Annotated in this window: 22 protein-coding genes; 10 read left to right on the forward strand and 12 right to left on the reverse strand. The window is 72.8% G+C overall.

All coding sequences use genetic code 11. From position 1 onward, the window contains the following. The first annotated feature begins 14 nt into the window (after positions 1 to 14). A complete protein-coding gene (locus tag ACFWE1_RS02630) occupies positions 15 to 1589 on the forward strand; it encodes an aminopeptidase P family protein (protein ID WP_376931987.1) in 1575 nt (524 codons plus the stop codon). A gap of 111 nt (positions 1590 to 1700) precedes the next feature. Then, positions 1701 to 2312: a hypothetical protein gene (locus ACFWE1_RS02635; RefSeq protein ID WP_376931988.1), complete on the forward strand. Its 612-nt coding sequence runs from the start codon at positions 1701 to 1703 to the stop codon at positions 2310 to 2312. A gap of 75 nt (positions 2313 to 2387) precedes the next feature. Here ACFWE1_RS02635 and ACFWE1_RS02640 read toward each other — a convergent pair whose 3' ends face one another. Continuing rightward, positions 2388 to 3230 (reverse strand): general stress protein, encoded by an 843-nt coding sequence (locus ACFWE1_RS02640; RefSeq protein ID WP_376931989.1) that lies wholly within the window; start codon positions 3228 to 3230, stop codon positions 2388 to 2390. A 337-nt stretch (positions 3231 to 3567) separates the two neighbouring features. On the opposite strand from ACFWE1_RS02640, the gene ACFWE1_RS02645 reads away from it, so the two are divergent. The 3 genes from ACFWE1_RS02645 to ACFWE1_RS02655 are packed head-to-tail and all read left to right on the forward strand — an operon-like array spanning position 3568 to position 6611. After that, the gene (locus ACFWE1_RS02645; RefSeq protein WP_376931990.1) at positions 3568 to 4899 is read left to right on the forward strand and encodes a magnesium transporter MgtE N-terminal domain-containing protein; all 1332 of its coding nucleotides are present in this window, start codon (positions 3568 to 3570) and stop codon (positions 4897 to 4899) included. Then, positions 4886 to 5404: a DUF1003 domain-containing protein gene (locus ACFWE1_RS02650; RefSeq protein ID WP_376931991.1), complete on the forward strand. Its 519-nt coding sequence runs from the start codon at positions 4886 to 4888 to the stop codon at positions 5402 to 5404. Before ACFWE1_RS02645 ends, ACFWE1_RS02650 begins: the two co-directional genes overlap by 14 nt. Beyond that, positions 5391 to 6611, forward strand: coding sequence for an Mrp/NBP35 family ATP-binding protein (locus ACFWE1_RS02655; protein WP_376931992.1), 1221 nt, complete (start codon positions 5391 to 5393; stop codon positions 6609 to 6611). The genes ACFWE1_RS02650 and ACFWE1_RS02655 overlap by 14 nt, the downstream gene beginning before the upstream one ends. Positions 6612 to 6721: 110 nt before the next feature. Here ACFWE1_RS02655 and ACFWE1_RS02660 read toward each other — a convergent pair whose 3' ends face one another. Next, a complete protein-coding gene (locus ACFWE1_RS02660) occupies positions 6722 to 8248 on the reverse strand; it encodes a pyridoxal phosphate-dependent decarboxylase family protein (protein WP_376931993.1) in 1527 nt (508 codons plus the stop codon). Next, a complete protein-coding gene (locus ACFWE1_RS02665) occupies positions 8245 to 9660 on the reverse strand; it encodes an MFS transporter (RefSeq protein ID WP_376931994.1) in 1416 nt (471 codons plus the stop codon). Before ACFWE1_RS02665 ends, ACFWE1_RS02660 begins: the two co-directional genes overlap by 4 nt. A gap of 56 nt (positions 9661 to 9716) precedes the next feature. Here ACFWE1_RS02665 and ACFWE1_RS02670 point away from each other — a divergent pair, with 56 nt between their 5' ends. Then, a complete protein-coding gene (locus ACFWE1_RS02670) occupies positions 9717 to 11267 on the forward strand; it encodes a succinic semialdehyde dehydrogenase (RefSeq protein WP_376931995.1) in 1551 nt (516 codons plus the stop codon). Between the two features lie 57 nt (positions 11268 to 11324). Here the strand turns inward: ACFWE1_RS02670 and ACFWE1_RS02675 are convergent, their stop codons facing one another. Continuing rightward, positions 11325 to 11717, reverse strand: coding sequence for a twin-arginine translocase TatA/TatE family subunit (locus tag ACFWE1_RS02675; protein ID WP_376931996.1), 393 nt, complete (start codon positions 11715 to 11717; stop codon positions 11325 to 11327). An 86-nt stretch (positions 11718 to 11803) separates the two neighbouring features. Here ACFWE1_RS02675 and ACFWE1_RS02680 point away from each other — a divergent pair, with 86 nt between their 5' ends. After that, positions 11804 to 12436, forward strand: coding sequence for an O-methyltransferase (locus ACFWE1_RS02680; protein ID WP_376931997.1), 633 nt, complete (start codon positions 11804 to 11806; stop codon positions 12434 to 12436). A gap of 107 nt (positions 12437 to 12543) precedes the next feature. Here ACFWE1_RS02680 and ACFWE1_RS02685 read toward each other — a convergent pair whose 3' ends face one another. From ACFWE1_RS02685 to dapE, 3 genes are all read right to left on the reverse strand, one after another. Continuing rightward, entirely contained in the window at positions 12544 to 12714 is a 171-nt protein-coding gene (locus ACFWE1_RS02685; protein ID WP_189084574.1) for a DUF3117 domain-containing protein, read from the reverse strand. Positions 12715 to 12809: 95 nt separating this feature from the next. After that, a complete protein-coding gene (locus ACFWE1_RS02690; RefSeq protein WP_376931998.1) occupies positions 12810 to 14051 on the reverse strand; it encodes a hypothetical protein in 1242 nt (413 codons plus the stop codon). A gap of 8 nt (positions 14052 to 14059) precedes the next feature. Beyond that, a complete protein-coding gene (dapE, locus tag ACFWE1_RS02695) occupies positions 14060 to 15160 on the reverse strand; it encodes a succinyl-diaminopimelate desuccinylase (RefSeq protein WP_376931999.1) in 1101 nt (366 codons plus the stop codon). Positions 15161 to 15277: 117 nt separating this feature from the next. Here dapE and dapD point away from each other — a divergent pair, with 117 nt between their 5' ends. Continuing rightward, entirely contained in the window at positions 15278 to 16240 is a 963-nt protein-coding gene (gene dapD / locus ACFWE1_RS02700) for a 2,3,4,5-tetrahydropyridine-2,6-dicarboxylate N-succinyltransferase (protein WP_376932000.1), read from the forward strand. Positions 16241 to 16330: 90 nt separating this feature from the next. Then, positions 16331 to 18898, forward strand: a complete 2568-nt coding sequence (locus tag ACFWE1_RS02705; protein ID WP_376932001.1) for a penicillin acylase family protein — start codon at positions 16331 to 16333, stop codon at positions 18896 to 18898. A gap of 61 nt (positions 18899 to 18959) precedes the next feature. Here ACFWE1_RS02705 and ACFWE1_RS02710 read toward each other — a convergent pair whose 3' ends face one another. From ACFWE1_RS02710 to ACFWE1_RS02730, 5 genes are all read right to left on the reverse strand, one after another. Continuing rightward, positions 18960 to 20291, reverse strand: a complete 1332-nt coding sequence (locus ACFWE1_RS02710) for a citrate synthase (RefSeq protein ID WP_243567882.1) — start codon at positions 20289 to 20291, stop codon at positions 18960 to 18962. Between the two features lie 146 nt (positions 20292 to 20437). Continuing rightward, on the reverse strand, positions 20438 to 21541 hold the full coding sequence (dapC, locus tag ACFWE1_RS02715; protein ID WP_376932002.1) for a succinyldiaminopimelate transaminase: 1104 nt from the start codon (positions 21539 to 21541) through the stop codon (positions 20438 to 20440). 2 nt (positions 21542 to 21543) lie between these two features. Then, the gene (fdxA, locus tag ACFWE1_RS02720; protein WP_376932003.1) at positions 21544 to 21864 is read right to left on the reverse strand and encodes a ferredoxin; all 321 of its coding nucleotides are present in this window, start codon (positions 21862 to 21864) and stop codon (positions 21544 to 21546) included. Positions 21865 to 21912: 48 nt separating this feature from the next. Further along, positions 21913 to 22356, reverse strand: a complete 444-nt coding sequence (locus ACFWE1_RS02725) for a hypothetical protein (protein ID WP_376932004.1) — start codon at positions 22354 to 22356, stop codon at positions 21913 to 21915. After that, positions 22353 to 22802 carry a hypothetical protein gene (locus ACFWE1_RS02730; protein WP_376932005.1) on the reverse strand — a complete coding sequence of 150 codons (450 nt, stop codon included), beginning with the start codon at positions 22800 to 22802 and terminating at the stop codon, positions 22353 to 22355. Before ACFWE1_RS02730 ends, ACFWE1_RS02725 begins: the two co-directional genes overlap by 4 nt. Positions 22803 to 22886: 84 nt before the next feature. Between ACFWE1_RS02730 and ACFWE1_RS02735 the strand changes: the two genes are divergently transcribed. Next, entirely contained in the window at positions 22887 to 23711 is an 825-nt protein-coding gene (locus tag ACFWE1_RS02735; RefSeq protein WP_376932006.1) for an enoyl-CoA hydratase/isomerase family protein, read from the forward strand. Positions 23712 to 23720: the final 9 nt, after the last annotated feature.

Consider the following 23720-nt stretch of genomic DNA (forward strand, 5'->3'; position numbering starts at 1 on the left):
GCGAGAATGGGGGCATGGCCACGAGCGATACTTCGACGACGACCGCGCCCGAGGGCGCGAGCGAGCACAGCGACGAGCAGAGCGGACGCAACGCGAACCGCTCGACGACCCCCGGTTCCGAGGGCTTCAAGAACTTCATCGGCAGCGGCTGGGCCGAGCGCGACGAGGCGCTCCCCGCTGCACGCCGCCAGGCGCCGTACGCGGCCGAGCGTCGCGCCGCCATCTCCGCGCAGTTCCCGGGCCAGCGTCTGGTGGTGCCCGCGGGCGACATGAAGCAGCGCGCGAACGACACCGACTACCCGTTCCGCGCCCACTCGGCGTTCGCGCACCTCACCGGCTGGGGCTCCGACAGCGAGCCCGGTGCCGTGCTCGTGCTCGAGCCGAACGCCGCAGGCGGGCACGACGCCACCGTCTATTTCCGCGAGCGCGCCGGGCGCGACTCCGAGGAGTTCTACGCCAACCCGGCGATCGGCGAGTTCTGGATCGGCGCCCGCCCCTCAGTCGCGCACGTCGCCGCCGAGCTCGCGATCGAGGCCGCCGACCTGGCGGGCTTCGACGCCGTCGTCGACGCGACCGACACGGCCACCCTCGTCGTCCGCGAGGCCGATCCGGCGGTCACCGAGCGCATCGACCACGCCCGCATCCGCTTCGCCGCCGAGCGCGCGCTCAGCGAGAATGCGCAGGACGCCCCCTTCTCCCTCGAGGTCGGCGGCGAGCACGAGCCCGACGCCGACTTCGCGCGCGCCCTGAGCGAGCTGCGACTCACGAAGGACGAGTACGAGCTCGCCGAGCTCCGCGCGGCCGTCGACGCCACCCAGCGCGGCTTCACCGAGGTGCTGCAGGAGCTCCCCCGCATCACGAGCGAGGTGCGCGGCGAGCGGGTCATCGAAGGCGTGTTCGCCACCCGCGCCCGCCTCGAGGGCAACGACGTCGGCTACGGGTCGATCGCGGCGGCCGGTCCGCACGCGACGATCCTGCACTGGACCCGCAACGACGGCCCGGTCGTCCCGGGCGACCTCGTGCTCCTCGACGCCGGCGTCGAGATGGACAGCTACTACACGGCCGACATCACCCGTACCTTCCCGGTGAACGGGCAGTTCAGCGACGTGCAGCGCCAGGTCTACGAGGCGGTGCTCGAGGCCGCCGACGCCGCCTTCGCGATCGTCCGGCCCGGGATCGTCTTCCGCGAGGTGCACGCCGCCGCGATGGCCGTCATCGCCCGCAAGACGGCCGAGTGGGGCTTCCTGCCCGTCTCGGCCGAGGAGTCGCTGCAGCCCGAGAACCAGTTCCACCGCCGCTACATGGTGCACGGCACGAGCCACCACCTCGGCCTCGACGTGCACGACTGCGCGCAGGCGCGGCGCGAGCTCTACCTCGACGGCGAGCTGCGGGAGGGCATGGTGTTCACCATCGAGCCCGGCCTGTACTTCCAGCCCGACGACCTGACGGTGCCCGAGGAGTTCCGCGGCATCGGCGTGCGCATCGAGGACGACATCGTCGTCACCGCCGACGGTGCCGTGAACCTCTCGGCCGCCATCCCCCGCACGGTCGCCGAGGTCGAGGCCTGGGTCCAGGGCGCGCGCGGCTGAGGCCGTGAGGCCGGGACGGCGAATGTCCCGGCCTCTGCGCCGCCCGAGCGCTCGCGCGACTCGGGGCGGACACCGAGGTCCGATCACGCGGTCCACTGCTAGATTCCGGCCATGACACCTTCGCCCGTGCGGCCGCTCACCACGCTCGCGACCGCCGTCCTCGCCGTGCTCGTGCTCAGCGGGTGCGTGCCCGAAGCGCACGGCGCAGCGTCCGCTCCTCCGAGTGCGACGGTCGACGCGGCGGACCGCGGTGCGCCTCCGACGCCGGCCGCGGAATCCGCACCTCCGACGATCGTCAGCACCACCGATGTGGATCCGACGGATTTCACGAGCGAGGTGGTCGCCGGCTACGTGTTCAGCGCGGGCGACGCCGACTGCCAGATTCAGCCGGGCGGCTCCGGGACCGACCCGTCGTTCGGCTGCGCGATCGGCACCGGCCAGCACTGGGCGTGGGAAGACACCGAGTTCGCGGACGAGTGCGCCGCGCGAACCGAGTTCGGATGCCGGAACGGGCTCGTCGTGCGCGGAACGGCGTCGCCCGAGCCGCGGCTGAACACGGACGCGGACTTCGGCGGGTACCACCCGGAGGTCGAGCTCGCCCCGACTGAGCGGATCGTCGTCGACTCAGTCGCCTGCGAGCGCGACGGTGCTGGAGTGCGATGCGGCAACAGCGAGTCGGGGCACGGTTTCACGTTGTCGGCCACGAGCATCAACGCCTGGTGAGGCGACCTCCGCGCCAGAGATGACGCGACGCAGGGACGCTCGGGGGGCCTGACTCGCCGTCGCTCGGGCTCGCGGTCAGTCGCGCGGGCGCTCGGCGTCGCCGCTCGGCGGCTCCGCCGCGGTTTCGGCGGGAGCGGATGCCTCGGCGGCCGCAGCCTCGCGCGCGGCCCGCTCGGCTGCCGCGCGCTGCTCCGCCGCCCGGGCCGCGGCTTCGCGGGCCTTCGCGCGCCGCTCGGCGTCGAGCGCTTCGCCATAGGTCAGCGGGCGGCCTTCCTCGCCGGACCCGTCGGCCGGGGCGGCCGGAGCCGCCGGGGCATCCGGTGCTGTCGAGGCATCCGCGACCGGCGCGGCGCTGCTGCCGGACCGGGCCGCGTCCTCGCGCGACGACCAGCCGGTCGACCAGCCGCCCGCCTGCGCTGCCGCCGCCGGCGCATCGACGCCGAGCACGTTTCGCGCGCGGTCGACGTGCTGCGGCTCGGCGATGATCGCGTACCGCGTGGCCAGCACCTGCATCACCGAGGTGAAGTCCCGGCGCCGACGATTGATCGAGTAGGAGACGAGACCGAAGACCATGCCGAAGCCGGCGCCGATGAGCACCGCGGCGCCCAGGATGCCGAGGGTCGGCCCGCTCGGCGCGAAGATGAAGAACAGCAGCCCGAGGAAGAGCCCGAACCAGGCACCGGACAGCGCGCCGCCGCCCGCGACCCGGCCCCAGGTGAGCTTGCCGGTGATGCGCTCGACGCTCGTGAGATCGGTGCCGACGATCGCGAGCTCCTTCACCGGGAACTCGGCCTTTGCGAGCCGGTCGACAGCGGCCTGCGCCTCGGCGTAGGTCTCGTAGCTCGCGACCGTCTCCCCCTTGGGCAGGGTCGGGAACGCTTGGGCCAGACGGCCGCCGAACGGCGAAGAGCTGCTCATGGCGTCATTGTCCCACGCGCACCTCTGCTGAGCCGGAGAATCGTGCCCGGAACGCGCGCGCCAGGAGCGAACACGCCCCTGGTTCGCTGAGCCCGTCGAAGCGACTGGTCCGCTGAGCCCGTCGAAGCGAGTGGTCCGCTGAGCTCGTCGAAGCGACTGGTCCGCTGAGCCCGTCGAAGCGGCCCCTCGACAAGCTCGGGGAACTACCGCACCCCTCGACAAGCTCGGGGAACCACCGACCCCACGACGGCCTCGGGGAACCACCGTTCCCTCGACGGGCTCGGGGAACCGCGGGAACCGAGGCCCCCACCCAGGGGCGGGGACTAGGTTGGTATCCGTGAGCGCCACGAGAGTCTTCGTCGCCCGACTTGCCGGGTGCGCCGTCTTCGACCCCGCCGGCGATCGGGTCGGCCGCGTGCGCGATGTCCTCGTCGTCTACCGCAAATCGGACCCGCCGCGGGTCGTGGGGCTCATCGTCGAGGTGCCGGGCAAGCGCCGGGTCTTCCTCTCGATCGGGCGCGTCACCTCCATCGGCGGCGGCCAGGTCATCACGACCGGGCTCATCAACCTCCGCCGCTTCGAGCAGCGGGGCGGCGAAGTGCGCGTCATCGCCGAGATGCTCGGCCGCAAGGTCGCCTTCAACGACGGCAGTGGGCAGGCCACCATCGAGGACGTCGCGATCGAGGAGCGCGAGCCCGGCGAGTGGGAGGTCGACCAGCTCTTCGTTCGCCGGCCGAAGGCGAGCGCCTCGCCGTTCGCGAAGGGGCAGTCCGCCTACGTCACGTGGCGCGAGGTACGCGAGGCCAACGCGCCCGGCGAGGCCCAGTCCGCCGAGCAGCTCATCGCCACCTACTCCGAGCTGAAGCCCGCCGATCTCGCGAACACGCTGCTCGACCTGCCGCCCCAGCGCCGCCAGGAGGTGGCCGAGGAGCTGCCCGACGAGCGCTTGGCCGACGTGCTCGAGGAGATGCCCGAATCCGAGCAGGTCACGATCCTCGCGGGCCTCGGCGACGACCGCGCCGCCGACGTGCTCGACCGCATGCAGCCCGACGATGCCGCAGACCTCATCGCCCAGCTCCCCGAGGAGCGCGGCGAGCACCTGCTCGAGCTCATGGAGCCGGAGGAGGCGGAGGACGTCCGCCTCCTGCTGTCCTACGGGCCCGACACCGCGGGCGGTCTGATGACCACCGAGCCCATCATCGTCTCGGCCGACGCGACCGTCGCGGAGGGCCTCGCGCTCATCCGCCGGCACGACCTGCCGCCCGCGCTCGGTGCCGCCGTCTGCGTCACGCTGCCGCCGTACGAGGCGCCGACGGGGCGCTTCCTCGGCATCGTGCACTTCCAGCGCATGCTTCGCTACCCGCCGCACGAGCGGCTCGGCTCGCTCATCGACCAGGGCCTCGAACCCGTCCGCGCCGACACCTCAGCCGCGGAGGTCAGCCGCATCCTCGCGAGCTACGACCTCGTGTCCGTGCCGGTCGTCGACGAGAAGCACCGACTCGTCGGGGTGGTGACCATCGATGACGTGCTCGACTATCTGCTTCCGGACGACTGGCGAAGTCATCCCGAAGAGGACGAGCTCTCTCGCCGGGCGACCGCCCGTGCGCAGCTGACCACGGGGAGCATCCCCATCCCGCACGGAAGGAGGGCAGGCGATGGCACGCGCTGACGACGACCGGCGATTCGAGACCCCGAAGGGCATGCTGCGATCGTCGCCCTTCCGCCTGTCGGGCGACCGCGATCGCTTCGGCCGATTCACCGAGTGGGTGGCGCGGGCGATGGGCACGCCGTGGTTCCTGCTCGGCCTCACGGTGTTCTGCGTCGCCTGGCTGATGTGGAACAGCTACGCGCCCGAGGAATGGCGCTTCGACTCGCAGGCCTTCGGCTTCACAGTGCTGACGCTCATCCTGTCGCTGCAGGCGAGCTACGCCGCACCGCTGATCCTGCTTGCGCAGAACCGCCAGGACGACCGCGACCGCGTGCAGATCCAGCAGGACCGTCAGCGCGCCGAGCGCAACCTCGCCGACACGGAGTACCTCGCCCGTGAGGTCGTCGCGCTCCGCCTCGCGGTGAAGGAGCTCGCCTCGAAGGAGTTCATCCGCCAGGAGCTCCGCCAGATCCTCGACGAGCTCGACCGCCGCGATGAGGAGGAGGCGGAGCATGCCGCATCCTGACGACCCCTTGGACGCCGCAGTGTCCGCGGCCGGGGCCGGGATGCCTCCCGCCGAGCTCGAGCGTCGCGTCTCCGCCGCGCTCGGCGGCGTCACTGACCCGGAGATCCGCCGGCCGCTGCCCGAGCTCGACATGATCGAATCGGTGACGGCCGACGCCTCCGGCCGGGTCCGCGTCGTCGTCCGGCTCACGATCGTGGGCTGCCCGGCATCCGACCGCATCGAGCGCGACGTGCGGGCCGCCGCTGAGTCGGTCGCCGGCGAGGGCAACGCCGACGTCGAACTCACGGTCATGACCCCCGCGCAGCGGAACGCGCTCACCGAGCGGCTGCGCGCCGGTCGCCCGCGGGGCAACCCGTTCGGGCCGGGCACGCTCACCCGGGTGATCGCGATCACGAGCGGCAAGGGCGGCGTCGGCAAGTCGACCATCACGGCGAATCTGGCCGTCGCCCTCGCCGCGCGGGGCCTCGCGGTGGGACTCGTCGACGCCGACGTGCACGGGTTCTCCATCCCCGCGCTCCTCGGCCTCGTCGACGCCGAGGGCACCCCCGCCAAGCCGACGCGGGTCGACGAGATGATCCTGCCGCCCGTGGCGCACGGCGTGAAGACGATCTCGATCGGCATGTTCATCGAGCCGACGGAGCCCGGCCAGCGGGCGTCCTCGGTCGCCGTGGCCTGGCGCGGGCCGATGCTGCACCGCACGCTCTCGCAGTTCCTCACCGACGTGTACTTCGGCGATCTCGACGTGCTCCTCGTGGACCTGCCGCCGGGAACCGGCGACATCGCCATCTCGCTCGGCCAGCTGCTGCCGAATGCCGAGGTCGTCGTCGTGACGACCCCGCAGCCGGCCGCGGCCGACGTCGCCGAGCGCTCGGGGGTCGTCGCCAGGCAGACCGGGCAGCGCCTGATCGGGGTGGTCGAGAACATGGCCGGCCTCGCCGGCCCGGACGGCACGGTGCTGGAGCTGTTCGGCTCCGGCGGCGGTGCCGAGGTGGCCCGGCGACTCTCCGAGGGACAGGACGCCCCCGTGCCGTTGCTCGCGAGCGTGCCGCTCTCGGTGGCGCTCCGCGAGGGCGGCGATGCGGGCGATCCGGTCGTGCACGCCGCCCCCGACGACCCCGCCGCACGCGCGATCGAGCAGCTCGCGGGCGAGCTCGCCGCCCGCCCGCGCAATCTCGCCGGCCGGCGGCTCGACGTCTCGCTCCGCTAGCGGGCTCCAATCCACGAGTTGCCCGACTTTCATGAAAGTCGGGCAACTCACGAGGATTCGACTTGCCCGACTTTCATGAAAGTCGGGCAAGTCGAGAAACAGGGTCAGGGTCAGGATGCCTCGACGGGCTCGACCGCGCGCGCCAGGAGCTCGACGAGCAAGCGCTCCGTGAGCGGCCGCGGCAGCACCTCGACAAGGGCGAGCACCGGCGCGAGTCGCGTCGCAAGCGGCTCCTCGCCGCCGAGCAGCCCCAGCGAGCCGAGCAACCCGGCCGCCTGGTCCGAGCCCAGTTCGATCGGCCCGGCCCCGCCCGCGCCGCCGTCGGCGCCGGGCAGGAGCGCTGCGGCGAGCTCGGGCCGGGCGGCCAGGAGCTCGCCGAGCACGGCGGCACCGTCGATCGGCGGGAGTCCGCGCACCGCGTCGGCCGCGCCGACGAGCGCCGGCAGCAGCTCGGGCAGCACCCGCTCGGTCACCGGGGTGACGGTGAGGTGCGCGGTGCGGGGCAGCGCCGCTCCCCCGGGCTGCGCGAAACCGGGCTGGAGTTGCAGCTGCCAGCCCGCGGCGAGCGCGGCGTCGGCCCAGCGGTGCGGGTCGACCCGCAGCCCGGGCTCGGCGTCGAGGTCGGACTCGACCGCGAGCAGCGGCCCGCTCGGCTCGCCGACGATGCGCAGCCCGGGGATGCCGTGCACCGCATCGATGATCGCCGCCGTCGCCCGGGCCGCCTCGGCGGTCAGCTCGGTGAATCCCGCGCGCCCGAGGGTCTGCGTGATCGCCCAGGCCGCGGCGAGCGGACCGGCCGGCTTCGAGCCGGCGAGGGTCGGGTTCACGACCGGATAGCCGGGCCATCCCGTCGTCGCGAAGTACTGGTGCCGCTGCCGGTCTCGACCGCGGGTGAGCAGCACCGAGACACCCTTCGGCGCGTAGCCGTACTTGTGCAGGTCGGCGGAGAGGCTCGTGACGCCGGGGACGCGGAAGTCCCACGCGGGAAGGGGCTCGGGCCAGAAGGCGAGCGCGAAGCCGCCGATGCAGGCGTCGACGTGCAGGGCGACGCCCGCGGCCTCGGCGAGTGCGGCGATCTCGGCGACGGGGTCGAGCGAGGCGAAAGGGTACGAGGGGGCGCTGACGACGGCGAGCGCGACGTCGGGCGCGAGCCGCTCGGCGAAGGCGGCGGGGTCGGGGCGCCCGTCGTAGGCGCTCACGGGGACGAGCTCGAGGTCGAGGTCGAACAGCTCGGCGGCCTTGTGGAACGCGGCGTGCACCGTCGACGGGGCGACGAGGCGGGGCCGCCCGGTGCCGCCTCGCGCCCGCCAGACGTCGCGGGCGGTCTTCACCGCGAGCAGGCAGCTCTCGGTGCCACCGGAGGTGGCCGAGCCGACGACGTCGGCGTCGCCGTGGAAGGCCTCGCGGGCGAAGCCGACGAGCTCGCGCTCCATGACCGCGACGGAGGTGAAGGTGGTGGGGTCGAGCCCGTTGACCGGTTGCACGAGCCGGGCGGCGCCCGCCGCGAGCTCGTCGAGCTCGGCCCGGCCGGAGTCGTACACGTACGAGAGCACCCGCCCGCCGTGGGTCGGCGCGTCGCCCTCCCGGAGCACGGCGAGGCGCCCGAGCACCGCGGCGGGATCCTGCTGGTAGCTCATGCGGTGGTCCTCTCCTCGCCGGCGAGCGCCGCGCCCGCGTCGTCGTCGATGTCCTCGCGCCGGAGCCGATAGCCGCGCAGCGAGACGAGGCTCGCCGCGACAAGCACGGCGGGCACGATGCTGAAGGCGATCGCGATGCCGGCGACGGCGGAGTCCGGCTGCTGGACGGTGACGCCGGCGGTCGACTCCAGGTAGCCGGTGAGCGCGAGCACGATCGTGAGCACGGTCGCGCCGAGCGCCATGCCCGCGGTCTCGCCCGCGGTCCAGACGCCGCCGAAGCTGCCGGCGCGGTCGAGGCCGCTCCGCCGGGCATCGTGCGAGATGACGTCCGGCAGCATCGCCATAGGCAGCGACTGCATGCCGGCGTACGCGGCGCCGGCGACGGCGACGGGCGCGTAGACCCAGGCGCCGGGCGCCCAGACGAGGGCGACCATGCTCGTCGCGGCGAGCGCGAAGAGCACGCTCGCCGCGACGAAGCCGCGCTCCTTGCCGATGCGCTTCGCGACGAGCTGCCAGAGCGGGGTCACGAGCACGGCGGGGGCGATGAGGGAGACGAAGAGGAGCGTGACGGCCTGTTCGTCGCGGAGCACCCAGGTGGCGACGAACTGGGCGCCGGCGAGCATCAGCCCGGTGGCGAGACCCTGCAGCACGAACGCGCCGAGGAGGGCGCGGAACGGGGCGCTGCGCCGGAGCGCCGCGAAGCCCTCACGGTAGCCGGCGAGCGCGCCGCCTGCGGAGCCGCCCGCCGCAGGCTCGGGCGCCGGGGCGCCCGCCGCGGGAAGACCGGCCCGCCGCGGCGCGATCGTCGTCGCGACGAGCATGCCCGCGCCGATCGCGAGCCCGGCGACGACGGCCATCACGAGGTAGCCGAGGTGCTCGTCGCCGAAGGCCCCGCGGAGCTCTGGTCCGCCCGCGCCGAAGAGCAGGATCGCGACGGTCAGCACGACGACGCGCCAGGTCAGGAGCCTCGTGCGCTCGTCGTAGCCGCGGGTGAGCTCGGCGGGCAGGGCGATGTACGGCACCTGGAAGAGGCTGAAGCACGTCGCGGTCGCGAGGAACGCGAGAAAGACCCAGAGCCCGGATGCCACGGGGCCGAGGCCCGGCACGACCGCGAAGGTCAGCGCGAAGCCGATCGGCAGCCCGATCGCGCCGATCAGCATGCCGCGCCGCCTGCTGCCGCTCGTGGCGAGCGCGCGGTCGCTGCGCCCGCCGATCCAGGGATCGATGACGACGTCCCACACCTTGGCGGCGGTGACGACGGCGCCGGCCGCGAGCGCGGCCACGCCGAGGGTGTCGGTCAGGTAGTAGACGAGGACGAGTCCTGGCAGCGTCGCGAAGCCGCCGGTGCCGATCGAACCGATCGCGTAGCGGGTGACGACACCGCGCGACAGCGTTCGCTCCGGTGCGGGCATGGAGGCAGCCTAGGGCATCCGGGCTCGAAGTGGGACAGTTGACCTAGACTGTGCGCATGCCAGCGCAGACGGCCTTCGACGCCCTGTACGCGAGCCTCGACGACGATGTGGTCGCCTCGGGCTCCGTCACCCGCCCCGTGCCCACCCCGACCACCGGCGAGACGCTCCACGAGCTGCCGCAGTCGAGCGCCGACGACGTGCGCGACGCGATCTCGCGCGCGCGGCTCGCTCAGCTCGCGTGGGCCCGAGCGGGCTTCGCGCACCGCCGTCGCGTGCTCCTCCGCGCGCACGAGCTGCTGCTCGAGCGGCGGGAGCTGCTGCTCGACCTCATCCAGCTCGAGAGCGGCAAGACGCGCGGTCAGGGCTTCGAGGAGATCTTCCAGGCGGCGTCGGTGACCCGCTACAACGCGCTCGCCGCGCAGCGGGTGCTGCGCGGGCGGCGCCGGCGCAGCGGCATCCCGACGGTCGCGACGACCCGGGTGCGCTACCGCTCGAAGGGCGTCGTCGGCGTCATCACCCCCTGGAACTACGCGCTGAGCCTCGCCGCGATGGACGTCGTGCCGGCGCTCGCGGCGGGGTGCGCCGTCGTGCAGAAGGCCGACGACCAAGGGGCCCTGTCCATCCTGGCGCTCCGTCGCGCCTTCATCGAGGCCGGCGTGCCGGAGGCGCTCTGGGCCATCGTCGCGGGCCCGGCCGGCGAGGTCGGCGAAGCGCTGACCGATGAGGTCGACTACGTCTGCTTTACCGGGTCCACCGCCACCGGCCGCAAGATCGCGGAGAAGGCCGGGCGCCGGCTCGTCGGGGCCTCGCTCGAGCTGGGCGGCAAGAACCCGCTGATCGTGCTCGACGACGTCGACCCGGAGCGGGCGGCGGCGAACGCGGCCCACGCCTGCTTCTCGGCGATGGGTCAGCTGTGCGTCTCGATCGAGCGCATCTACGTGCACCGGGCGGTCGCCGGCCCGTTCCAGAAGGCGCTCGTCGCCGAACTGGCCGCCGCGAAGCTCGGCTCCGCGCTCGACTTCGACGCCGACTTCGGCTCGCTCGCCTCCGCGGCCCAGCTCGAGCGCGTCACCGCCCACCTCGACGACGCGGTCGCGAAGGGCGCCACCGTCCTGGTCGGCGGCACGCCGCGCCCCGACGTCGGCCCGTGGTTCTTCTCGCCGACGGTGCTGACCGGCGTCACCCCCGAGATGCGCGTGTACGCCGAGGAGACCTTCGGCGCCATCGCCACGCTCTACCTCGTCGACAGCGAAGAGGAGGCCGTGCAGGCCGCCAACGCGAGCGAGTACGGGCTGAACGCTGCGATCTTCACCGGCTCCGTCGCGCGCGGTCAGCGCGTCGCCGAGCGGCTCGAGGCCGGCAGCGTGAACATCAACGAGGGCTACCGCGGCACCTTCGCCTCGGTCGACGCGCCGATGGGCGGGCAGAAGCAATCCGGCGTCGGCCGCCGCAACGGTCCCGAGGGCCTGCTGCGCTTCGTGGAGCCGGTCACGATCTCGGCGACGACGGGACTGCTGCAGCTCCCCCGCTGGGCGAGCGAGTACCGCGAGCAGGCCCCGCTGCTGCTCCTGCTGGCCCGTGGACTGGCGGCGCTGCGTCGCCGCTGACGGACGGATGGCCCGGCGCCACGCCCAGCGCCGGGAGCCGCACGGCCTGCGCCCGGCTCAGGTGGCTTCGGAGTCGAACGGCGCCGTCTCCTCGGCGCCGAGGGCCTCGCGCTTGCGCTTGCGCTGCAGGTAGGCGGAGTTCTCGTTGACCGAGGCGCGCGCGACGACCGGCTTCGGCGTCTCCTCGGCGAAGGGGTCGACGTCGCTCAGCGCCTCGCGGATGATGCGGCGCGGGTCGTACTGGCGCGGGTCGAGCTTCTTCCAGTCGACGTCGTCGAAGTCCGGGCCCATCTCCTCGCGCATGCGGTCCTTCGCGCCGCTCGCGAGGTCGCGGAGCGAGCGGACGAGCCGGCCGAGCTGCGCCGCGTAGTGCGGCAGCCGCTCGGGACCGAGCAGGAAGACGGCGATCACCCCGATGATGAGGAGTTTCTCGAACGTCAGACCGAACACCCATACAGGATAGTCGGCGGCGAGGCGTCCTGGCGCACCCCGCCGCCACCCCTATCCTTGGGGGTTGAGAGAGCGGGAGACCGGAAGTGTCCGAACACGACCTGAACTGGAAGTACGCCGACAACGCCGTCGTCGAGAGCGACGCGATCGCCCGCGCGCGGCAGCAGTCCCTCGAGCTCGGCATCGACCCGGTCTCGCCTGCGGTCGGCGCGCAGCTCGCCCTGCTCGCCGCCGCGAGCCGCGCCGAGTCGATCATCGAACTCGGCACCGGCGTGGGCGTCTCCGGGCTGTGGATGCTGCGGCACGCCCGCGGCGCCATGCTCACCTCGATCGACACCGAGACCGAGTACCAGCAGCACGCGCGCCAGCACTTCGCCGACGCCGGCGTGCAGGCCGCCCGCATCCGGTTGATCACGGGGCGCGCGGGCGAGGTGCTCCCCCGCATGAACGAGAGCTCCTACGACCTCGTCTTCGTCGACGCCGATGCCGCCTCGGCCATCGAGTACGTCGAGCACGGCCTCCGCCTCGCCCGGCCGGGCGGCAGCGTCGTGGTGGCGCACGCGCTCTGGCGCGGTCGGGTGGCCGACCCCGCGAAGCGGGACGAGACGGCGAGCGCGTTCCGTTCGCTCATCACGGAGCTCGAGGCATCCGCCGCCGTCGCGACGGCCATTTCGCCGGTCGGCGACGGCCTGCTGCAGATCGTCCGACTCGGCTCCTGACCCCGCCGCCCGGTCGCCCCGACGCCGAGAGGCCCGAGCGCTGCTGCGCTCGGGCCTCTTTCGTGGCGCTGAGCCGTGGGCGTCATCGGCACCCGGCTCGACGCGTCTCAGACGTTGACTACGCCCCCGAGCACGTCGTACAGCTCTTTCGCCTCGGCGTCGTTGACCGACACCACGAGACGTCCCCCGCCCTCGAGCGGCACACGCACGATGATGAGTCGCCCCTCTTTCACAGCCTCCATCGGCCCGTCTCCGGTGCGTGGCTTCATAGCCGCCATTGAGTTACCCCTTTCGTGGCTGAGCTTCCATTATCTGCCATGTCAGGAGTCCTTCGGAAATCCCGGGCGAGTTGTGTGAAGAATTCACTCGCGCGTCAGGGTGGACTCCAGTCATACGAGGACACCGCCCAGCAGAAGTGCAGCCACACCCACTGCAGGGCGAGGAACAGCACGACGAGGCTCCAGCGGTACCACCGGGCGCGCGGCACGGCGATCGCACCCAGGAGCGGGAACATCGGCATCAGGATGCGGAACGTGCTCGACTGCGGGAAGAACACCGCGAGCAGGTAGAGGCCGTAGGAAGCGAGCCAGAGCCGGATGTCGAGACCGAGCCGGCGCACGGCCGGCAGCAGCAGGACGAGGGCGAACGCCGCGATCACCACGACCACGACGAGCATCCCGAGCCACGCCGGCAGCCCCACGAAGTCCGCCCACCACGCGCCGCCCTGGAACCACGCGGTGAAGGGCACGAGCTCCTGGTGCCCGAGGTAGCCGGCCCGCCAGGCGAGCTCCGTCTCCGTGTAGCCGGACACTTCGCCGGTGACGGCCCAGACGACGCCCGGCCATGCGAAGCCCACGACCGCGGCGAAGAGGCCCACCGCGATGACGAGCGCCTGCTCGCGCACGGGGAACGGGTCGTCGCGCCGCCGCCACCAGCGCACGAGGAAGTGCAGCCCGAGCGTCAGGGCGAAGGCCAGGGCTCCCGGGCGGGTGAACGCCCACACGGCGAGCACCGGGACGAGCCAGCCGTAGCGGCGTTCCACGAGCAGGAGCAGCGCCACGGCGAGCAGGAGCGCCCCGAGAGACTCGGCGTAACCGAACTGCATGATCGGCGAGACCGGCGCCACGGCGAACAGCACGACCGCGAACATCGCCCGGTCGGGCTCGAGGAAGCGCGAGAGCAGCCGATGCAGCAAGAGCGCGGCACCGAGCCCCGCCGCGAAGGGGACGAGCACCGACGCGACGTTCCACGGGACGCCGAGGAAGGTGACGCCGCGGACGAGCGCGGGGAACACCGGGAGGAAGGCCCAGGCGTTCTCGGCGACGTGCCCGCTCTCGTCGATCGGCAGTTCGCTCGGGTAGCCGCCCGTCGCGATGATCTGGTACCAGCGGGCGTCCCAGAGGTTCGAGAAGGCGAAGAGGTCGGGCTTCGCGCCCGTCCACGCGTTCGCGAGCTGCCCGTCGGCGAAGATCAGCACGAATACCGTCGTCACCGTGCGGGCGCCGAACCAGATCAGCGCGACCCGCCCCCACCACGGCAGCAGCCGCCAGCGCACCCGCGGCGACCACCGCGAGACCCTGACCGTCTCTGGCGACGGAACGGCCGGCACCGGCATCGGCGGCCTCAGCCCGCGGCGGTGAGCCAGGCGCGCAGCGCCCGCTCGCAGTCGACGATCTGGGCCACCGCGACGCGCTCGTCGTCGGCGTGCGCCTTGAGCGGGTCACCAGGCCCGAAGTTCACCGCCGGGATGCCCATCGCGCTGAAGCGGGCGACGTCGGTCCAGCCGTACTTCGGGCGGGCCTCGGCGCCGACGGCGCGCACGAACTCCTGCGCCAGCGGGTCGTCGAGCCCGGGGCGCGCCCCGTCCGCCGCATCCACCACGGCGACCTCGAAGCCCGCGAAGAAGGCGGTGACGAACTCGGCCGCCTCGGCCGCCGACTTCGACGGCGCGAAGCGGTAGTTCACCTCGAGCACCGCCTCGTCGGGGATGACGTTGCCCGCGATGCCGCCGCGCACGATCACGGCGTTGAGCCCCTCGCGGTAGGCGAGCCCGTCGACCTCGACCGTCTCGGCCTCGTACGCGGCGAGCTTCGCGAGCGCCGGCGCGAGCTTGTGGATCGCATTGTCGCCGACCCAGCTGCGGGCAGAGTGCGCGCGCAGGCCGCTCGTGCGGACCTCGGCGCGCAGCGTGCCGTTGCAGCCGCCCTCGACCTGGCCGTTCGAGGGCTCGCCGAGGATCGCGAAGTCGCCCGCGAGCAGTTCGGGGGCGGTGCGGGCGATCCGGCCGAGGCCGTTGAGCGCGGACGAGACCTCCTCGTGGTCGTACCAGACCCAGGTGACGTCGACGGCGGGCTCGGCGAGCTCGGCGGCGAGCTTCAGCTGCACGGCGACGCCCGCCTTCATGTCGACCGTCCCGCGGCCCCAGAGATACTCGGTGCCGTTCTCGTCGGTCTCGAAGCGGGTCGGCACGTTGCCGTTGATCGGCACGGTGTCGAGGTGGCCGGCGATGACCACCCGGCGGTCCCGGTCGAGCTTCGTGCGCGCGACGACCGCGTCGCCGTCGCGGACGAGCTCGAGGTGCGCGGCGCCCGCGAGCGCCTGCATGACGAGGTCGGCCAGGCGTCCCTCGTCGCCGGAGACGCTCGGGACGTCGCAGATCGCCCGCGTGATCGTCACGACGTCCGCGGCGAGATCGAGGGCGGGGGTGGCGTGTGCGTCCGGCATCCCCCGAGTCTATGCGGCGGGTCCGGTCCGGTCGGACCGGGCCAGGGGACGGGCCGAGCGGGGCGCCGGGCGGACCGCGGGCGTCACATCGCTGCGGCGGTCGATACGCTGGAAGGCATGTCCGCGAACGCCGCCGCCCCCGCCTCCGACCGCCGCGCCTGGGCCGACGGCCTCGCCACGATCGCCGCCGACGGCACGGTGCTCGACGCCTGGTTCCCCTCCCCCACCCTCGGCGGCATCCCCGCCGGCCGCGAGCGCTGGATCCTGCCCGCCGAGATCGAGGCGCTCACCGGCGCCGACGAGCGGCGCGCCGTCAGCATCGAGGCGGTCACCGTCGAGATCGAGCTCGACGCGGCCCCCGCGGGCACCGCCGACGCCTACCTCCGGCTGCACCTGCTCTCGCACCTCCTGGTGCGCCCGAACGGCCTGAACCTCGACGGCATCTTCGGGCACCTGCCCGCCGTCGTCTGGACGAACGCGGGCCCCGTCCACCCGGCCGACTTCGACCGGCTCCGTCCCGCGCTGCAGCGGCACGGCATCCACGCCACCGGCCTCGACAAGTTCCCGCGCCTGCTCGACTACGTCACCCCCGAGCGGGTGCGCATCGCCGACGCCTCCCGGGTGCGCCTCGGCGCGCACCTCGCTCCGGGCACGACGGTGATGCACGAGGGCTTCGTGAACTTCAACGCCGGCACCCTCGGCGCCTCCATGGTCGAGGGCCGCATCTCGCAGGGCGTGGTCGTCGGCGACGGCAGCGACATCGGCGGCGGCGCCTCGATCATGGGCACGCTGTCGGGCGGCGGCACGCAGCGCGTCGAGATCGGCGAGCGAGCGCTGCTCGGCGCGAACTCGGGCATCGGCATCTCGATCGGCGACGACTCGGTCGTCGAGGCCGGTCTCTACGTGACGGCCGGCACGAAGGTCGCGATCGTGGGCGACGGCGAGGAGCGCACCGTGAAGGCGGTGGAGCTCTCCGGTCAGCCCGGCCTGCTGTTCCGGCGCAACTCGGTGAACGGCCGGGTGGAGGTGCTGTCCCGCTCGGGCAGCGGCGTCGTGCTGAACGACGCGCTGCACGCCTGACGGCCGCGCCGGCGGCCGCAACGCGGCCGTCCGGTACAGTGAGTGCCCAGGCCGCCGCGTGGCGGCCGCCGTCATGCGCGTCACGAGGGAGTGGCATTGGGCACGGATGCACCGCGGACCCGTCGTTCGGGTCTGCTGAAGTTCCTCGTCGGGCTGCTCGTCACCGTGCTCGTCCTCGCGGGCGCCGCCTGGGGGTTCGGCTGGTGGACGGTGCAGCGCTCCTTCCCGCAGACGAGCGGCACCGTCGACGTGCCCGGGCTCGAAGCCGAGGTCACCGTCGAACGCGACGACGCCGGCCTGCCGACCATCGTCGCCACGAGCGACCACGACCTCTTCCTCGCCCAGGGCTACGTGCACGCGCAGGACCGCTTCTGGGAGATGGACTTCCGCCGCCACGTCACCGCCGGCCGGCTCGCCGAACTCTTCGGCGCCTCGCAGGTGCCGACCGACACCTTCATCCGCACCCTGAACTGGCGGGGCATCGCCGAGCAGGAGTACGAGCTCCTCGACGAGGCCACCCGAGCGATCTACGACGCCTACGCCGACGGGGTGAACGCCTATCTCGCCGAACGCGCCGGCGCGGACCTCTCACTCGAGTACGCGGTGCTCGGCCTGCAGAACCCCGGCTACTCGCCCGAACCGTGGACGGCCGTCGACTCGATCGCGTGGCTCAAGGCGATGGCGTGGGACCTCCGCAGCAACCTGGAGGACGAGATCGACCGGGCGCTGCTCGCCACCGAGCTCCCGCCCGAGGAGGTGGCGCGGCTGCATCCCGGCTACCCCTTCACTTCGATGCCGACCATCCTCGGCGGTCCGGCGGCGTCCGCAGCCCCCGCCTCGGCCGGCGCGGCGTCGCCGATCGACGAAGGCGGCGCGGATGCCTCGGCCGGATCCGCGGATGCCGCCGCTTCGCTCCGCGAGCTCCGCGCAGCGCTCGACGGCCTGCCCGAGCTGTTCGGCCCGGCCGGCGGCGACCTCGGTTCCAACTCGTGGGTGGTCTCGGGGGCGCACACCGAATCCGGGCTGCCGCTGCTCGCGAACGACCCGCACCTCGGCCCCGCGATGCCGTCGATCTGGTACCAGATGGGGCTGCGCTGCGCGGAGCGCACCGAGCAGTGCGCGTACGACGTCGCCGGGTACACCTTCTCGGGGCTTCCGGGCGTCGTCATCGGCCACAACGACCGGGTGGCCTGGGGCTTCACGAACCTCGGCCCCGACGTCGCCGACCTGTTCCTGGAGCGCGTCGAGGGCGACGAGTACGAGCTGGACGGTGTGCGCCGTCCGCTGCAGCTGCGCGAGGAGACGATCGCGGTCGCGGGCGGCGACCCCGTCACCGTCACGGTCCGAGCCACCGGCCGCGGCCCGCTCGTGACCGGCATCGGCGAGAGCTTCGAGCGCATCGCCGCGGCCGCCGACGAGACCGATCCGGGTGAGGGCGCCATCGAACTCTCGCTCGCCTGGACCGCGCTCACGGCGGGAACGACGCCCCAGGCGATCTTCGCGCTGAACCGCGCGCAGAATTGGGACGACTTCCGCACGGCCGCGTCGCTGTTCGACGTGCCGAGCCAGAACCTCGTCTATGCGGACGTCGACGGCAACATCGGCTACCAGGCGCCCGGCGACATCCCGATCCGCAGCGTCGGCGACGGCACCGTGCCGCTGCCCGGATGGACGAGCGCGAACCGGTGGACCGGCTCCATCCCCTTCGCCGAGCTGCCCTCGCTGTACAACCCGGAGCGAGGCGTCATCGTCACGGCGAACAACGCCGTGACGGCCGACGGCCCGTTCCTCACCGCCGACTGGGACCTCGGCTACCGGGCCGACGGCATCGAGCGCCGGCTCGCCGAGGCCCTCGACGGGGGCGCGAAGCTGAGCGCCGAGGACCTCGCCGCGATCCAGCTCGACACCCGCGACGCGAACGCCGAGGCGTTCCTGCCGCTCATCGCGGAGCTGGAGCTCTCGGGCGAGGCGAAGGCGGGCGCCGACTACCTCGCCGGTTGGGATGCGCACGCCGACGCCGACAGCGGTCAGGCCGCCTACTTCGCGGTGTTCTGGCGCACTCTGCTCGACGACATGTTCGGCGACCTCCCCGAGGGCACCCGCCCGGTCGGCGGCGACCGGTGGTTCAGCGTCGTCGGCACCCTCCTCAGCGATCCCGAGTCGCCGTGGTGGAGCGACGAGGAGCGCGGCATCAGCGGCCGCGACGGGATGATCGCCGACGCCCTCGGCACCGCCTGGTCCGAGACGCGGAGCCTGCTCGGCTCGAACCCCGATCGATGGAGCTGGGGTGAGCTGCACACGCTGACCCTGACGAACCAGAGCTTCGGCGAGTCCGGCATCGCCCCCATCGAGTGGCTCTTCAACCGCGGCCCCTATCGGCTCGGCGGCGGCTCCGCGATCGTGAACGCGATCGGCTGGGATGCCTCGCTCGGCTACGGCGTCGACTGGGTGCCCTCGATGCGCATGGTCGTCGACCTCGCCGACTTCGACCGCTCCACGTGGGTGAACCTCACCGGAGCCTCCGGGCACGCCTTCCACCGCCACTACGACGATCAGGCGCCGCTCTGGCAGCGCGGCGAGCAGCGCCCGTGGGCGTACTCGCCGGAGGCGGTCGCGGCGGCATCCGTCGACGAGCTGACGCTCCGCCCCGCCGGCTGAGCCCGGCGGCGGAAACGCCGAACGCCGGCCGCGTGACGCGGCCGGCGTTCGTGCGGAGGGGTCAGACGCCCGGGTAGCGGCGCTCCGGCGCCCCCGTGTACAGCTGCTGCGGGCGGCCGATCTTCGTCTGCGGGTCGAGGTTCATCTCGCGCCAGTGCGCGATCCAGCCGGGGAGCCGGCCGATCGCGAAGAGCACCGTGAACATGCGCGTCGGGAAGCCCATCGCCTTGTAGATGACGCCGGTGTAGAAGTCGACGTTCGGGTAGAGCCGGCGCTCCTTGAAGTAGTCGTCCTGCAGCGCGAACTGCTCGAGCTCCTTCGCGATGTCGAGCAGCGGGTCGTTCACGCCGAGGCTCTCGAGCACGGCGTCGGCCGACTCCTTCACGATCTTCGCGCGCGGGTCGTAGTTCTTGTAGACGCGGTGGCCGAAGCCCATGAGCTTCACCCCGTCCTCCTTGCGCTTCACGCGCTCGACGAACTTCGCGACGCCCTCGCCGGACTCCTGGATGCGGGCGAGCATCTGCAGCACGGCCTCGTTCGCGCCGCCGTGCAGCGGACCCGAGAGGGCCTGGATGCCGGCCGAGATCGACGAGTACAGGTTCGCGCCGGTGGAACCGACGAGCCGCACGGTGGACGTCGAGGCGTTCTGCTCGTGGTCCTCGTGCAGGATGAGCAGGCGGTCGAGCGCGCGCACGAGCGTGGGCTCGAGCACGTAGGGCTCGGCCATGTTGCCGAAGTTCAGACGCAGGAAGTTCTCGACGAAGTTCAGCGAGTTGTCGGGGTAGAGGAACGCCTGGCCGACGCTCTTCTTGTGCGCGTACGCGGCGATGACCGGCAGCTTCGCGAGCAGGCGCAGCGTCGTGACCTCGACGTGGTCGGGGTCGTGCGGATCGGAGGAGCCCTCGTAGTACGTGGACAGCGCGGCGACGGCGCTCGACAGCACCGACATGGGGTGCGCCGTGTGCGGCAGCGCGGAGAAGAAGCGCTTCAGGTCTTCATGCAGCAGCGTGTGCCGACGGACCTTGTCGTCGAAGTCGGCCAGCTGGTCGGCCGTCGGCAGCTCGCCGTAGATCAGCAGCCAGGCGACCTCGAGGTACGTCGAGTGCTCGGCGAGCTGCTCGATCGGGTACCCGCGGTAGCGCAGGATGCCCTGCTCGCCGTCGATGTAGGTGATCTCGGACCGGGTCGAAGCCGTGTTCACGAAGCCGTAGTCGAGCCCGGTGAGCCCCGTCTGGCGGGTGAGCGTCGACAGGTCGATGCTGGCGCTGCCCTGCACCGCAGGGGTGATCGGGAATTCGGCGGTGCCGCCCGGGTAGTTCAGGGTCGCGGTCGCGGGGTTCTGCCCGGCCGCGGAGTTCACGACGTCGGTCACGGCGCCTCCTGTGATCGTCATGGTGCGGTCACCTGCCTTCAAGGGTGCAGCCCGGTTGGCGGCCGCTGCCCGAGTACAGCCTAGACGCGCCCGGGGCACACTGTCGCACTCGCCAAAGCATCGCCCGATCCTTGGAGAATGCCGACAATGCCCTGCGGATCAGCGCGTCAGCCGCGCAGACGAGCGGCCGCCGCAGCGATGCGCTCGTCGCTCGCGGTGAGCGACAGTCGGACGTGCTGCGGGAAGTGCACGCCGTAGAAGTGCCCCGGCCCGCCGAGGATGCCGAGGCCGGCGAGGCGCTCGATGCTCTCCCACGCGTCGCGCCCCTCGCTCGCCCAGAGATAGAGCCCGGCCTCGCTGTGATCGATGCGGAACCCTGCCGACTCGAGCGCCGGCTTCAACTGCGCGCGCCTCGCCCGGTACCGCTCCTTCTGCTCGGCCACGTGCCGCTCGTCGCGGAGCGCCGCGACCATCGCCTGCTGCAGCGGGAAGGGCACCATGAGCCCGGCGTGCTTGCGGACCGTCGTGATGCGCGAGACGACGCTGCGGCATCCCGCGACGAACGCCGCGCGGTACCCGGCCATGTTCGACTGCTTCGACAGCGAGTAGATCGCGAGGGTGTTGCGACGGTCGTCGCCGATCACGCGCGGGTCGAGCAGCGAGGGCACGGGCGTCTCGGCCCACTCCCCCTCCCAGCCGAGTTCGGCGTAGCACTCGTCGCTGACGATGACGGCGCCGAGCTCGTGAGCCCGGGCGCGGGCGGCCCGCAGTTCGTCGAGGCCGAGCACGCGACCGTCGGGGTTGCCGGGGCTGTTCAGCCAGATGAGCTTCGTCTCGGCCGGCCACTCGGCGGGGTCGTTGGCGGCCATCGCCGTCGCGCCGACCAGCACCGCGCCCATCTCGTAGCTCGGGTATGCCGCTCGCGGATGCACCACCACGTCGCCCTCGCCGAGGCCGAGCAGGAACGGCAGCAGCGCGACCAGTTCCTTCGAGCCGATCGTCGGCAGCACGTTGGCCTCGGTGAGACCGGTGACCCCCCGGCGATCCGCGAACCAGCGCACGATCTCGGCGCGGAGCTCGTCGGTGCCGACCGTGGTCGGGTAGGCGTGCGCATCGGTCGCCGCGGCCAGCGCCTCGCGCACGACCGCGGGCGTCTCGTCGACGGGCGAGCCGATCGACAGGTCGATGAGGCCGCCGGGATGCGCCGCCGCGGTCTCGCGGTACGGCGCCATCAGGTCCCAGGGGTAGTCGGGAAGCTCGCCCCGCGCCATGCTCAGTGGGCCTGCGGGGGAAGGGCGGCGACGATCGGGTGGTCGGAGGCGATGACGCCGACCTTGGCGGCGCCGCCGGGCGAGCCGATCTCGTCGAAGAACTCGACGTTCGCCTTGTAGTAGTCGGCCCACTCGTCGGGCAGGTCGTCCTCGTAGTAGATCGCCTCGACCGGGCACACGGGCTCGCACGCGCCGCAGTCGACGCACTCGTCGGGGTGGATGTACAGCGATCGCTCGCCCTCGTAGATGCAGTCCACGGGGCACTCGTCGATGCAGGCGCGGTCTTTCACGTCCACGCACGGCAGCGCGATCACATACGTCACGGCTCGTCCCTTCGAAACGGTCGCTTCAGTCTAGAGCGGCCCTGCGGCTCACGGCGCAGTCGCGGCGTCACCGGAGGACGCGGGAACCGCCGTCAGCTGCGGCCGGCGGCGCTGCGGCAGCGAGGGCCAGGCGACGATCAGCACCGCGATGAGCGCGGGCCCCACCGACCAGACGGTGCCGACGAGCCCGCTCGCGATCAGCACCGAGCCGCCCGGGCCCGGCAGGGAGAGCAGCGCGACGATCGCGATGACGCCGACCGCCGCGGCCGCGGCCGCCCAGCGGCCGCCGGCCACGAGTCGGATGCCGAGGAGGAGCGCGGCGACGCCGAGGAGCCCGGCGACGAGCCCCCAGGGCACGACCACCCCGCCGAGCTCGAAGCTCTGGCGGTGCCCGATCGTGGCGACGGCGCCGTAGACGAGCCCGATCAGCGCCGCGAGCAGGAGCCCGCCGACCCGGCTCCAGGTCGACACTGGTGCCGCGTGCTCGGTCACTGCGGCTTCGCCGTGACCGTGAACGCGATGTTCTCGCCGTCGCCCGCGACGACCACGAGATACTGCTCGTTCGAATAGACGGACGCGCCCGCGTCGGTGCCGGAGAGCGCAGTGTCGACGGTGAAGCCGGCGGCCTCGAGCGCCGCGGTCGCCTCGGCCACGGGGTCAGCGGCCGAAGAGGTCATCGTGACGACCCAGCCCTCGCCGGCTGTGCCCGCAGCGAAGACGACCTCGCCCTCGGGCAGCGGCACCTCGGCCGGGAAATCGGCGGGCAGCTCGCCGCCGAGCGAGACGTCGCCGCCCGTCGCCTCTTCGACCGCGCCCTCGATGCCCTGGTTCACGAGGTCTTCGACCGGATTCGCGAAGCAGCCGGTGAGCACCGTCGCCGCGACGACGGCGGTGGCGGCGAGCAGGCCGAGACGGAGAGGAGGATACGCGGCGGACATGCGCCGAGTCTACCGCCGACCCTCGACCTCGGACATGGCGTAGCGTGTGGCGGGAGGCCCCGGCCGGGGCGAGTGGGAGGCGGCATGACGAGCGACGACGGCACGACGACGAGCGAGGGCCTCGCGGCCCCGGTGGTGCGGCTCGAGCGCGATGGGCGGACCGCCGTCGTCACCATCGACCGCCCGAAGGCGCTCAACGCGCTCTCTCCCGAGGTGCTCGACGCACTGGCGGACGTGCTCGCCGAGCTGGCCGCCGACCCGGGCGGGCTCGCCGGCGTGCTCCTCGTCGGCGCGGGCGGCCGCGCCTTCGTGGCCGGCGCCGACATCTCGGCCATGGCCGAGCTCACTCCCGACGAGGGCGCGCAGACCGCCGAGCACGGGCACGCCGTGGCCGCCGCGATCGAGGCGCTGCCGCTGCCGGTCATCGCCTGCGTCGACGGCTACGCGCTCGGCGGCGGGCTCGAGCTCGCCCTCGCCTGCGACTTCATCTATGCGACGGAGGCCTCGCGCTTCGGGCAGCCCGAGGTGCACCTCGGACTCATCCCGGGCTTCGGGGGAACGGTGCGCCTGCCCCGCGTCGTCGGACCCGCGCTCGCGAAGGAGCTCATCTACACCGGCCGTCAGCTCGACGTCGAGGAGGCGGTGCGGGTGGGCCTCGTGACGCGCCGCTTCGACGACCGTGAAGCGCTCCTCGCCGGCGCGCGCGAGACCGTGGAGCTCATCGGGCGGAACGCCGCCACGGCCGTCGGCCTCGCCAAGCGCGTGCTGGTGGGCGCCGCGGGCACCCCGACCGCGACCGCGACGCTGCTCGAGATCGAGGGCTTCCGCGACGCATTCCGCACCGAGGACATGCGCGAGGGCGTCGCCGCATTCCTCGAGAAGCGAGACCCGGACTTCACGGGGCGCTGAGCGCCCCGT

Source organism: Agromyces sp. NPDC060279 (genome assembly GCF_042726785.1).
Classification (GTDB): Bacteria; Actinomycetota; Actinomycetes; order Actinomycetales; family Microbacteriaceae; genus Agromyces.